This window comes from Sphingomonas chlorellae (assembly GCF_056485145.1).
The window spans coordinates 336,824-348,405 of sequence record NZ_JBQXXM010000001.1 but is presented as its reverse complement, the minus strand read 5'-3'; the positions used below and the strand labels follow the sequence as shown (position 1 = coordinate 348,405).

11 protein-coding genes are annotated in these 11,582 nt (G+C 68.0%); 9 read left to right on the top strand and 2 right to left on the bottom strand.

The features are described 5' to 3' along the window. Positions 1-33: 33 nt before the first annotated feature. The 3 genes from pdxH to ACT3CF_RS01650 are packed head-to-tail and all read left to right on the top strand — an operon-like array spanning position 34 to position 2,320. Complete coding sequence (gene pdxH / locus ACT3CF_RS01660) at positions 34-612, top strand: pyridoxamine 5'-phosphate oxidase (RefSeq protein ID WP_478419992.1); 579 nt, start codon at positions 34-36, stop codon at positions 610-612. Continuing rightward, positions 609-1,526: a cation diffusion facilitator family transporter gene (locus ACT3CF_RS01655; protein ID WP_478419991.1), complete on the top strand. Its 918-nt coding sequence runs from the start codon at positions 609-611 to the stop codon at positions 1,524-1,526. The genes pdxH and ACT3CF_RS01655 overlap by 4 nt, the downstream gene beginning before the upstream one ends. After that, positions 1,523-2,320 carry a PhzF family phenazine biosynthesis protein gene (locus ACT3CF_RS01650; RefSeq protein WP_478419990.1) on the top strand — a complete coding sequence of 266 codons (798 nt, stop codon included), beginning with the start codon at positions 1,523-1,525 and terminating at the stop codon, positions 2,318-2,320. The genes ACT3CF_RS01655 and ACT3CF_RS01650 overlap by 4 nt, the downstream gene beginning before the upstream one ends. Before the next feature lie 46 nt (positions 2,321-2,366). Here the strand turns inward: ACT3CF_RS01650 and mnmA are convergent, their stop codons facing one another. Next, on the bottom strand, positions 2,367-3,476 hold the full coding sequence (gene mnmA, locus ACT3CF_RS01645) for a tRNA 2-thiouridine(34) synthase MnmA (RefSeq protein WP_478419989.1): 1,110 nt from the start codon (positions 3,474-3,476) through the stop codon (positions 2,367-2,369). Positions 3,477-3,690: 214 nt separating this feature from the next. On the opposite strand from mnmA, the gene ACT3CF_RS01640 reads away from it, so the two are divergent. The 3 genes from ACT3CF_RS01640 to ACT3CF_RS01630 all read left to right on the top strand — a co-directional run bounded on the left by ACT3CF_RS01640 (position 3,691) and on the right by ACT3CF_RS01630 (position 4,807). Then, positions 3,691-3,918: a hypothetical protein gene (locus ACT3CF_RS01640; RefSeq protein ID WP_478419987.1), complete on the top strand. Its 228-nt coding sequence runs from the start codon at positions 3,691-3,693 to the stop codon at positions 3,916-3,918. A 106-nt stretch (positions 3,919-4,024) separates the two neighbouring features. Continuing rightward, positions 4,025-4,324 (top strand): CtrA inhibitor SciP, encoded by a 300-nt coding sequence (gene sciP / locus ACT3CF_RS01635; RefSeq protein WP_478419986.1) that lies wholly within the window; start codon positions 4,025-4,027, stop codon positions 4,322-4,324. 228 nt (positions 4,325-4,552) lie between these two features. Further along, positions 4,553-4,807: a GlsB/YeaQ/YmgE family stress response membrane protein gene (locus ACT3CF_RS01630; protein ID WP_478419985.1), complete on the top strand. Its 255-nt coding sequence runs from the start codon at positions 4,553-4,555 to the stop codon at positions 4,805-4,807. Between the two features lie 90 nt (positions 4,808-4,897). Here the strand turns inward: ACT3CF_RS01630 and ACT3CF_RS01625 are convergent, their stop codons facing one another. Beyond that, entirely contained in the window at positions 4,898-5,632 is a 735-nt protein-coding gene (locus ACT3CF_RS01625) for an SIMPL domain-containing protein (protein WP_478419983.1), read from the bottom strand. A 282-nt stretch (positions 5,633-5,914) separates the two neighbouring features. Here ACT3CF_RS01625 and ACT3CF_RS01620 point away from each other — a divergent pair, with 282 nt between their 5' ends. From ACT3CF_RS01620 to ACT3CF_RS01610, 3 genes are all read left to right on the top strand, one after another. Continuing rightward, positions 5,915-7,105 (top strand): efflux RND transporter periplasmic adaptor subunit, encoded by a 1,191-nt coding sequence (locus ACT3CF_RS01620; RefSeq protein WP_478419982.1) that lies wholly within the window; start codon positions 5,915-5,917, stop codon positions 7,103-7,105. Between the two features lie 22 nt (positions 7,106-7,127). Beyond that, positions 7,128-10,280, top strand: a complete 3,153-nt coding sequence (locus ACT3CF_RS01615) for an efflux RND transporter permease subunit (protein ID WP_478419981.1) — start codon at positions 7,128-7,130, stop codon at positions 10,278-10,280. Positions 10,281-10,368: 88 nt separating this feature from the next. Next, complete coding sequence (locus ACT3CF_RS01610) at positions 10,369-11,574, top strand: DUF445 domain-containing protein (protein ID WP_478421310.1); 1,206 nt, start codon at positions 10,369-10,371, stop codon at positions 11,572-11,574. Positions 11,575-11,582 lie beyond the last annotated feature (8 nt).

Here is an 11,582-nt window from a genome sequence, read left to right as displayed (position 1 = left end):
ACCATCCCGGTGTCGGCGTAGAGGTTGCGCGCGATGACCACCGATCCCTTCGAGCTGTTCGACCGCTGGTTTGCCGAGGCCGAGGCCAGCGAAATCAACGATGCCAACGCGATGACGGTGGCAACCGTCGATGCCGATGGCACGCCTTCGGCCCGCATCGTGCTGCTCAAGGAGCATGATCGCGACGGCTTCGTCTTCTATACCAACCGCACCAGCCGCAAGGGCGCGGCACTCGCCGCGCATCCGCGCGCCGCACTGCTTTTCCACTGGAAGTCGCTGCGCCGCCAGATCCGGATCGAAGGCACCGTCGCCCCCGTCGGCGATGCCGAAAGCGATGCGTATTTCGCGACGCGTCCGCGCGATTCGCAGCTGGGCGCCTGGGCCTCGCTCCAGTCACAGACGCTGCCCGAGCGCGCCGCGTTCGAAACGCGCTTCGCCGCCTATCAGGCCGAATATGAAGGGCGCGACGTGCCGCGCCCGCCGCACTGGGGCGGGTATCGCGTCACGCCCGAACGCATCGAGTTCTGGACCGATCGCCAGTTCCGCCTGCACGATCGCCACATCTTCGCCCGTACCGGCTCAGGCTGGGCCGAAAGCCTGCTCTACCCGTGAGCAACGTCGCGCGTCGCGCCGCGCTCGCCAGCGTGTCGGCCGCCATCCTGCTCGGCGCGCTCAAGGGCTATGCGGCATGGCGCACCGGGTCGGTGGCGGTGCTTGCGTCGCTTGCCGACAGCGTGCTCGACCTGTTCGCCTCGCTCGTCACGCTGGGCGGCGTCCATTGGGCGGCGCAGCCCGCCGACGACGACCATCGCTTCGGCCACGGCAAGGCCGAGGCACTCGCGGCGCTGTTTCAGGTGGGGGTGATCGCTGTCTCCGCCTTCGCGATCCTGCTGCGCGCGGTCCAGCGGATGGTCGAAGGACAGGCGAGCAGCGGCGCCGAATATGGCATCGGCGTCTCGGTGGTCGCGATTGTCGTCACGCTCGCGCTCACGCGCTATCAGCGCTCGGTGGTCCGCCGCACCGGATCGATCGCGATCGCGACCGACAAGGTGCATTACGAATCGGATCTGTTCCTCAACGCCGCCGTCATCGTCGCGTTGGCGTGCGAACAATATGCCGGGTTCCGCGGCGCCGATGCGGTGTTCGGCATCGGCATTGCGCTCTGGCTCTTCTACGGCGCGTGGCGCGGCTCGGTCGACGCGATCGACCAGCTGATGGACCGCGAATGGCCGCTCGAAAAGCGCCAGCGCTTTCTCGAGGTGGCGGCCCAGCATCCCGAGCTGATCGGGCTGCACGACCTGCGCACGCGAACCAGCGGTACGCGCGATTTCGTCCAGTTTCACATCTGGATGGCGCCCGACATGACGATCGCGACCGCGCACGACGTCGTCGAACGGCTCGAGGCGGCGCTGACCGAGGCGTTTCCGGGGACCGAGGTGCTGATCCATATCGATCCCGAGGGCCATGTCGACGAACCCGGCAACCCCTTGACCGAGACCGATCTGCTCAAGGATACCCGCGCATGAAGCTGCCCTTCGCCCAGATAGACGCCTTTGCCGACCGAGCGTTCGCAGGCAATCCGGCGGCGGTGATCCCGCTCGAGACTTGGCTCGACGATGCCGTGCTTCAGGCGATCGCGGCCGAAAACAACCTTTCCGAGACCGCCTTCTACCTGCCCGATGCGACCGGCGAGGCCGATTTCGAGCTGCGCTGGTTCACCCCCGCGACCGAGGTCGCGCTGTGCGGCCATGCGACGCTGGCGAGCGGGCACCATGTGCTGGCTGCCGATCCGGCGCGCGAATCGGTGCACTTTCGCACGCGCCGCGCGGGCGTGCTCAGCGTGACGCGGGCTGCGGCCGGCTATGTGCTCGCCCTGCCCGCCTGGGCACCCGCGCCGCGCTCGCTACCCGCGATCGTAGCCGCGCTCGGCGTGTCGGCGGTAGAGACGCTGTGGCATCCGCATCGCTATGCGCTGGTCGTCGTCGCGGACGAGGCGAGCGTGCTCGCGCTCACGCCCGATTTCCAGGCGCTCACGGCACAGGGTGACGTGCTCACGATCGTCACCGCGCCCGGCGGCGCCAGCGGTGCCGACATCGTCAGCCGCGTCTTCGCCCCCGGCGCCGGCATCGACGAGGATCCAGTCACCGGCTCGGCGCATGCGGTGATGGTCCCCTATTGGGCGCACCGGCTCGGCCGCGCCGATTTCACCGCGTTCCAGGCCAGCCGACGCGGAGGCCGCCTCACCTGCCGCCATGCGGGCGACCGGGTCGTGCTCGGCGGCGCATGCGTGACGGTGATCGAGGGGAGCTTCCACCTCTGATGCACTCGCTCCCGGCGCGGCGGCACCGCAGCCGCCTCGGCGCCGGTCAGGCCGCGACGAGCTCTGCGCGCTCGGTCTCGCGGATCCAGCCGCCGCCCAACACCCGGTCGCCGGCATAAAGCACCGCCGCCTGTCCCGGGGCGACGCCATATTCGGGGGCGTCGAACACGACCCGGTCTCCCTCAAGCCGCGCGGGCACGGGCTTGGCGAGCGACCGCACCTTGGCGGTCATCGGCCCTTGGTAATCGCCGCCGATCCAGTTGATTCCCCCGATCCGCGCTGCCGCCACCGCCAGCGCGCGGCGCGGTCCCACCACCACCTGCCGCGTCTCTGCATCGAGCCGCAGCACATAATAGGGTTCGGGCGCGCCGCCGATCTCCAGCCCGCGACGCTGGCCGACGGTAAAGTGGATCAGCCCACGATGCTCGCCCAGCTTGGTGCCGTGCTCGTCGACAATGTCGCCGGCGGTGTCGGCATTAGGACGCAGTTTCTTCACCAGGCGAGCATAGTCGCCGTCGGGAACGAAACAGATGTCCTGGCTGTCGGGCTTGCCCGCGACGGCCAGCCCCAGCTCGGCCGCCAGCGCGCGGACCTGCGGCTTGGGCATGCCGCCCAGCGGGAAGCGCAGGAAGTCGAGCTGCTCAGCCGTGGTCGCGAACAGGAAATAGCTCTGATCGCGCGCCGGATCGGCGGCCCGGTGCAGTTCGGCCCCGCCCGGCCCCCCGATGCGTCGAACATAATGGCCCGTCGCCAGGCAATCCGCCCCCAATTCGCGCGCCAGCTTCAGCAATTCGGTGAATTTCGGCCCCATGTTGCACTTCACGCAAGGAATGGGGGTGCGCCCGGCCAGATATTCATCTGCGAAATCGTCGATCACCGTCTCGCGAAAGCTCGTTTCGTGATCGAACACATAATGCGCGATCCCCAGCCGGTCGCACACCGCGCGCGCGTCGCGAATGTCGCGGCCCGCGCAGCACGAGCCCTCCCGGCCCACCGCCTCGCCATGGTCATAGAGCTGGAGCGTCACGCCGATCGTCTCGGCACCGCTCGCCGCGGCAAGCGCGGCGACGACCGAGGAGTCGACGCCGCCCGACATGGCGACGACGATGCGCCGCCCCGAAAGCGGCTCGGCAAGCTGGAAATCTGCTGGAATCACGCGCGCCCACATAGGCGTTTGGCCGGCCGCGATCCAGAGGGAGCAACGAACGCCGCGCACCGGCCACGATACAGGTACCGGCACCGGGCCCGCACGCTGCGAGCCGCCGGGAAGCGCCGATTCCCCGCATTTTTTCGGATCGGCCTTTTACGCCCCCTTCATTCCCTGCCGCTAAAGCACGCAGTCCCGGTCGCGGGAAAAAGGTGTCGAAGACGTGGATTTGAGTTTCGCCAGGATCGAACGCGGAGTGGCGGTCACCGCCATGCCTACCGAACTGGCGGTCCTGCTGGTGGGGGTGGCCGCACGCCAGGCGGCAAGCCCCACCGCCTGTGCCCAGGCCCGGCTGGCGTTGCGCGCGCCCGCCGAGACGCTGTTGGCACCGGCGCACGGCGCGTTTCACCGCGCGTCGGCGGCGGCTCTAACACATTCGAAACAGGAATGAATCGTGCGTTTACCGAGGCGTTTTAGCCGATCTTCAAGCCCTGGCGACTAAGGTGTGTATCGAAGCGTGAGTGAAGGGGCCCGCCCCGCCCCGGTGAGGTTAGTAGATGATTGAGAACCAGAAGATCCGCCCCGAAAAGGTGATCGGTCCGCTTGGCGAGCCGCTGACGCTCGACACGCTGCCGCCGCCCAATACGACGCGCTGGGTCGTGCGACGCAAGGCCGAGGTCGTCGCCGCCGTCAACGGCGGTCTGCTGACCATCGACGAGGTGTGCGACCGCTATGGCCTCACGGTCGAGGAGTTCGCAAGCTGGCAGCGCGCGATCGATCGATCGGGTATGCCCGGGCTGCGAGTCACGCGCATCCAGCACTATCGCTCGCTCTACGAACGCCAGCAGAAATACTGAACCCCATTCGCGCCGCGCCACCGCCGCGGCGTACCCCCATGCCGTGGACCGCGAACATCCCCGGCTCTCCCACGGCCCGCCTCCCCCTCCCCGGGGGCGGGCCGTCTCGTTTGCAGATCCGCAAAAAGTTCCCGCGACAATCCCGTCCTGATTCCGGGAACAAACCCAAGTCGAGAGCGATTTCTCCTGCATCGCCCGGCCCGCCGGGCAAGCAAAGGAGGGACTGTCATGGGTCTGATCATTTGGCTCGTCATCGGCGGCGTCGTCGGCTGGCTGGCAAGCATCATCATGCGCACCGATGCGCAACAGGGCATTTTCCTGAACATTGTCGTCGGCATCGTCGGCGCCTTCATCGGCGGCCTGCTGTTCGGCGGTTCGATCAATGACGGGGCGATCACGGTGACGACTTTCCTCGTCTCGCTGCTCGGTGCCGTGGTCCTGTTGGCGATCGTCAATCTGGTCCGCCGCGGCGCGGTTCGCTGACGCCGGCGTCCCGTCGGCGCGACGCTCCGCGTAAAAAAGGGCTGCCCCGCTGGGGCAGCCCTTTTTCGTCTGTGCCGAGGCGCCCGCCCGTCAGCGCAGCAGGAAACGCACCGTGACATTGGCAGTCAGCGTCAGTTCGCCCGTCGCGACCGGGGTCGACGCATCGGCCTTTGCGGCCTCCATCCGCATCATCGGCATCGGCATCACCGGCGCCGCGCCCTGCTCGCTGATCGACAGAATCCGCGCGACCGACATGCCGGCGGCCCGCGCGTAAAGCTCGGCGCGCGCGCGCGCCCGGCTCACCGCGTCGGCTCGGGCGGCGTCGCGCGCCGCTTCGGGATCGACCAGCGTCATCTGCGGCCCGTTGATGTCGTTGGCGCCCGCATGGACGAGCGAATCGAGGATCGCCCCGGTCCGCATCAGGTCGCGGAAACGCACGCGCACCTGGTTCGCGGCGGCATAGCCCGTCAGCACCGGGGGCTGGTTCTGGTCGTAACGATAGCGCGGGTTGAGCGCGATCCGCGCGGTCTGAATATCGCGTTCGGCGACACCCGCCTTGCGCAGCGCCGCGATTACCGACGCCATGCGTGCGGCATTGTCACGCATCGCCGCCTCTGCGGTCGCCGCCTCGGTCGTCACCCCGGCCTCGATCACCGCCAGTTCGGGCGCGCGCGTGGTGCTGCCCTCGGCCGCGATTTCCAGCACAGTTCCCTCGACTGCGGCCGGTGCGGGCATTGCGCCCGTCTGAGCCGCAGCCGGTGCCGCAACGGCCAGCGCGGGCACCGCCGCCGCGATCATCAGCGCGCAACCTGATTTGAACGACATGGCGACTTTCCCTCTGTTGATGGACATGCCCCAGCTCTAGCCGCGCGGGCGCAACCGGCGATGAACGGCCGCGTCGGTCACCGTTCAGCATCGCCGGCCGACACCTGTCCGTTCGGGAACCGTAACGTCGCGATGGCTTGCGCGAAATATCCTTTCACGGCAAAGCGCCTGCGGGGAAGCAAACGGCCCTTGTGGCCGGTGATTTATTCGGATAACACAGCAAGCCTATGGCACGCCCTTTCGGGGGCGTTTTTGGTTGCGCACGGATCACGAGGGTTGGGGATGTTGGCACGTCAGGATCAGCTCGAATTCACCGGCGACGCGGATCGCGTGGCGAAGCGGCGGCGGCGGCTCCTGGCCGGGATCGGCATCGGCGCCGTCGTCATCATCGGCGCGGTCGTCTTCTACCTGATGAGCAGCAGTAGCAAGGTCACCCCTGTCGCGCCTGCCAAGGGCGCGGCCAAGGGCGTTTCCGACACCCAGATTCCCACCGTCACCGTCGCGGTCCCCGGCGTTCGCCAGATCTCGACGATCATCTCGGGCACCGGCACGCTCGCCGCCAAGCGCGAGATGCCGGTCGGCGTCGCGGGCGAAGGCGGCATGGTGACGCGCGTGCTCGTCGAACCCGGCACCTGGGTCGAGGCGGGGCAGGTGCTCGCCACCGTTGACCGCTCAGTGCAGAGCGAAACCGCCGAATCGCTCGCCGCGCAGATCCGCGTGGCGGAGGCGGATGCCAAGCTCGCCCAAGCCAATCTCGAACGCGCACAGCAGCTGGTCGCCGGCGGCTTCATTTCCAAGGCCGATATCGATCAGAAGACCGCGACGCGTGACCAGGCGCTTGCCCGCGTCCGCGTCGCCCGCGCCCAGCTCGCCGAAACCCAGGCGCGCAACCGCCGGCTCGACATCCGCGCGCCCGCTGCCGGCCTCGTGCTCACGCGCGGCGTCGAACCGGGCCAGATCGTCAGCTCGGGCTCGGGCGTGCTCTTCCGCATGGCGATGGGCGGGCAGATGGAGCTGCGCGCGCAGCTTGCCGAGGCCGATCTTCAGCGCGTCCGGCCCGGCGACGGCGCCGACGTGACGCCGACGGGAACGACCAAGACCTTCCACGGCACGGTGTGGCAGGTGTCGCCCGTGATCGATCCCCAGTCGCGTCAGGGCATTGCGCGCGTCGAACTCGGCTACAACCCGGCGCTGCGCCCCGGCGGCTTCGCCAGCGTGCGCGTGACAGCGGGCGCGCTGCAGGCGGTGGTGCTGCCCCAGTCGGCGGTGCAGAGCGACCCGCAGGGCAATTTCGTGTACACGATCAATGCGAAGAACGAGGCCGTCCGCACGCCGATCAAGACCGGCGACGTGTCGGAATCGGGCATCCTCATCACCTCCGGCCTCAAGGGCAACGAGCGCGTGGTGCTGACCGCCGGCGCCTTCCTGTCGCCCGGACAGAAGGTGATCCCGAACCTCCAGAAGACCCGCTGATTCGCGCGAAGGGAACGACCGCATGAGCTTCCGGAACATCTCGGCCTGGGCGATCCGGAATCCGGTGCCGCCCATCGTGCTTTTCCTGTTCCTGACCATCGCCGGGCTCGTCAGCTTCTGGCGGATGGACGTGAACAACGACCCCGACATCGACTTCCCGATCGTGTGGATCTCGATCAGCCAGCCGGGCGCCGCGCCCAGCGAGCTCGAGACGCAGGTGACGCAGAAGGTCGAGTCCGCGGTGCGCAGCCTCCAGGGCATCGACGAGATCAACTCGACGGTGACCGAGGGCAATTCGCAAACGGTCGTCCAGCTCGCGATCGGCACGCCGATCGACCGCGCGGTCGAGGATGTCCGCAGCGCGATCACCCAGATTCGCGGTAACCTGCCCGACGGCATCCTCGAGCCGCAGGTCGGCCGAGTGAACACCAGCGACAACGACATCGCCAGCTTCACCGCGATCGGCACCGACATGACCGTCGAGCAGCTGAGCTGGTATGTCGACAATACCGTGTCGAAGGAACTGCTGTCGGTTCCGGGCATGTCTGCGGTCAACCGCAACGGCGGCGTTAGCCGCGAAATCCGCGTGATCCTCGATCCCGCCAAGGTCCAGGCGATGGGCCTCACCGCGAGCCAGATCAACCAGCAGCTGCGCCAGGTGAACCTCAACGCCGCGGGCGGGCGCGCCGAAATCTCGGGCATCGAACAGACGGTGCGCGTGATCGGCAACGCCAAGGACGCCTATACGCTCGGCCAGACCCAGATCACCACCGGCAACGGCCGCACCGTGCGGCTGGCGGACATCGCCACCGTCAAGGATGCCTATGCCGAACAGCGCAGCCTGGCCAAGTTCAACGGCCAGCAGGTGATCTCGTTCGACATCCAGCGCGCCAAGGGCGGGTCCGATGTCGAGATTTTCCACCAGGCCGAAAAGAAGCTCAAGGCGCTCGAAAAGACCAACCCCAAGGTCCGCTTCGAGCTGCTCGACAACCACAGCAAATATGCCGAACAGCAGTTCCATTCGGCGATCGAGGCGATGATCGAGGGCGCGGTGCTCGCTGTCGTCGTCGTCTTCCTGTTCCTGCGCGACATGCGCGCGACGCTGATCTCGGCGCTGGCGATCCCGCTGTCGGCGATCCCCAGCTTCTGGTTCATGGAAATGATGAACTTCACGCTCAACCAGATGACGCTGCTCGCGCTCAGTCTGGTCGCGGGCGTGCTCGTCGACGACGCGATCGTGGAGATCGAGAACATCGTTCGCCACATGCGCATGGGCAAATCGGCGTATCAGGCGGCGATCGACGCCGCCGACGAAATCGGCGTCGCGGTGCTCGCCACCACCATGTCGATCGTCGCGGTGTTCCTGCCGGTCGGCCTGATGCCGGGCATTTCGGGCCAGTTCTTCAAGAATTTCGGCCTCACCGTTGTTGCTTCGGTGCTGATGTCACTTGCGGTCGCGCGCCTCATCACACCGATGATCGCGGCCTATTTCCTCAAGGCGCACGGCCATGCCACGCATGGCGAGGGCATGCTGATGAACCTTTACATGAAGGTTCTGCGCTGGACGCTGCTCCATCGCTGGTCGGCGGTGCTCGCCTTCACCGTCGCGATGGGCCTCACCTTCTTCATGTTCGCCACCTCGCCGATGACGTTCCAGCCGGCGCAGGACCAGGATTCGGTCGTCGCCACGATCGAGATGGCGCCCGGCACGCGGCTCGCCGATACCGAACGCGTGGTCGATCAGGTCGCACGCATCCTCTCGGCCGAACCGATCGTCACGAACGTCTATGCGCGCAGCAACGTCGGCAGCGGCCGCGTCGTGGCGCAGCTCAACAAGGACCGCAACGAACGCAGCACCCAGTTCGAAAAGCGGATGGCGCCCCGGCTGCTCGCCATCCCCGATGCGCGCGTCGGCTTCCGCTCGCAGTTCGGCTGGGGGTCGAGCGGGCGTGACCTGACGATCACGCTCGGCGGCGAGGATCCCAAGGTGCTCGCCGACACCGCCGCCGAACTGGTGCGCCAGATGGCGACGCTCAAGTCGGTGGTCGCGCCACGGATCAGCGGCGACCTGCAACGGCCCGAAATCGTCATCAGGCCGCGGCTCGACCTTGCCGCCGATCTGGGCGTCACCACCGCGGCTCTCAGCAACGCGATCCGTATCGCGACGCTCGGCGACATCGACCAGAACAGCGCCAAGTTCTCGCTGTCGGACCGCCAGATCCCGATCCGCGTGGCGATCAACGAGGATGCCCGCGCGCGGCTGTCGACGATCCAGAACATGCCCGTTCCCACCCAGACGGGCGCCTCGGTGCCGCTCTCGGTGGTCGCCGACATCGGCTTCGGCGCCGGCCCGACCAAGGTCGAACGCCTCAACCTTCAGCGTCGTCTGGTCGTCGGTGCCGACCTCGCCACCGATCCCGCGACGGGCAAGCCCTATGTCTCGGGCGACGTGATGAAGCAGATCCACGACCTGCCGGTGATGAAGAACCTGCCGCTCGGCGTGTCCGAGATGTCGGTTGGCCAGGCCAAGTGGCAGGCCGAGATGCTCCAGAACTTCTTCATCGCGCTCGCCGCGGGCGTGTTCCTGGTGTTCGCGGTGCTGGTGCTGCTCTACCGCCGCTTCATGTCGCCGCTGGTCAACATGGGCTCGCTACTGCTGGCGCCGCTCGGCGGGCTTATCGCGCTCAAGGCGACGGGCAACCCGCTGTCGCTGCCGGTGTTCATCGGTATCCTGATGCTGTTCGGCATTGTCGCCAAGAACTCGATCCTGCTGATCGATTTCGCGCTCGAGGAAATGTACAAGGGCGTGCCCAAGTTCAGCGCCATCCTCGATGCCGGGCACAAGCGCGCCCAGCCGATCGTGATGACCACCGTCGCGATGGTCGCGGGCATGGTCCCCACCGCGCTCTCGCTGTCGGGCGACTCGTCGTGGCGCGCCCCCATGGGCATTGTCGTGATCGGCGGGCTGGCGCTTTCGACGCTGCTCACGCTGCTGATCGTTCCGGCGATCTTTAGCCTGGCGGTCGGGCTCGAACAATGGCTCGGGCCGCGGCTCGCGCGCCGGCTGCTCACCTACAAGCCGGGGGACGATCAGCACACGCTGCCGGCCCCGGGCGATGCGCCGGGCAAGCTGGGTGACGGCCATGGCGGCCCCGGCGTGCTGCCGGCGGAGTGAACTTCCCGCCATTTCGGTTATTGGAGGGCGCGTGACCACAACACGCGCCCTTCATGCATCGGACGCCGTCCCGCCTGGCCTGCGGCGGATGCGGCGCGTCGCTACCGGAATGCTCGTCGCGATGGCGGCGACCTTCCTCGCCGCCCGCGCGATCGGGCCGGTCCATCCCGCGATCGGCTTCATCCGCGCCTTTGCCGAGGCGGCGATGGTCGGCGGCCTTGCCGACTGGTTCGCCGTCACCGCGCTGTTCCGCCATCCGCTCCACCTGCCGATCCCGCACACCGCGATCATCCCGCGCAACAAGGATCGCATCGCCGAGACGCTGGCGCTGTTTCTGCGCAACAACTTCCTGGTGCCGGCGGTCGTCGCGCGGCGGATGCAGCGTCTCAACCTCGCCGCCGCCGCCGGGCGCTGGCTCGCCAGCCCGCACCGAAGCGAGGGGCGGATCGGTCGCGGCGCGTCGCGGCTGCTCGCCGACATGCTCGAATCGCTCGATCCCGAACGGCTGGGCGGCATGGCCAAGGGCGCACTCGCCGCACGGCTGCGCGCGATCGAGGTCGCGCCGCTGATGGGGCAGGCACTCCAGGCCGCGATCGCGCAGGACCGCCATCTGCCTCTGCTCGACGCGATGGTCCGCTGGGCCTCGCACACGCTCGAATCGAACGACCATCTGATCCGCGAGGTCGTCCATTCGCGCGCCGGCTCGATCCTGCGCTGGACCGGGCTCGACGAGACGCTGGCGAGCAAGATCATCGAGGGATTGCAGAAACTGCTCGCCGAAATGGCCGAGGATCCCGTACATCCGCTGCGGCTGCGCGCCGAAGAGGCGCTGGCGGGCTTTGCCCAGCGGCTCCAGGAGGATGCGGCGCTGCGCGAACGGGTCGAGGCGTTCAAGGTCGAGATGCTCGGCAACCCCGCGTTCCAGCGCTGGGTCGACGGGCTGTGGGAATCGAGCCGCGCCGCGATGATCCGCCTCGCGCGCGAACCCGGCCGCGCAATGGGCGGCAAGCTGGGTGAGGCGATGCGCCAGTTCGGCGAGACGCTTCAGCACGATCCGCGGCTCGCGCACACGATCAACCGCTTCGCCCGCCGCGCCGCGGTCGGCGCCGCGTCGGACTATGGCGACGGCATCGTCCGGCTGGTGTCCGACACGATCCGCGGCTGGGACGCGCACACGATCACCGGCCGCCTCGAAAACGCGGTCGGGCGCGACCTGCAATATATCCGCATCAACGGCACGCTCGTCGGCGGCCTCGTCGGCACCGCGATCCACGCCGCAGACCTACTGCTTTAAGGCAGGCG

Excerpts from the sequence above, each read along its gene's own strand:
- pdxH (WP_478419992.1), top strand. The coding sequence starts at position 34 with ATGACCACCGATCCCTTCGAGCTGTTCGACCGCTGGTTTGCCGAGGCC.
- ACT3CF_RS01650 (WP_478419990.1), top strand. The coding sequence starts at position 1,523 with ATGAAGCTGCCCTTCGCCCAGATAGACGCCTTTGCCGACCGAGCGTTC.
- sciP (WP_478419986.1), top strand. The coding sequence starts at position 4,025 with ATGATTGAGAACCAGAAGATCCGCCCCGAAAAGGTGATCGGTCCGCTT.
- ACT3CF_RS01630 (WP_478419985.1), top strand. The coding sequence starts at position 4,553 with ATGGGTCTGATCATTTGGCTCGTCATCGGCGGCGTCGTCGGCTGGCTG.
- ACT3CF_RS01625 (WP_478419983.1), bottom strand. The coding sequence starts at position 5,632 with ATGTCGTTCAAATCAGGTTGCGCGCTGATGATCGCGGCGGCGGTGCCC.
- ACT3CF_RS01620 (WP_478419982.1), top strand. The coding sequence starts at position 5,915 with ATGTTGGCACGTCAGGATCAGCTCGAATTCACCGGCGACGCGGATCGC.
- ACT3CF_RS01615 (WP_478419981.1), top strand. The coding sequence starts at position 7,128 with ATGAGCTTCCGGAACATCTCGGCCTGGGCGATCCGGAATCCGGTGCCG.
- ACT3CF_RS01610 (WP_478421310.1), top strand. The coding sequence starts at position 10,369 with ATGCGGCGCGTCGCTACCGGAATGCTCGTCGCGATGGCGGCGACCTTC.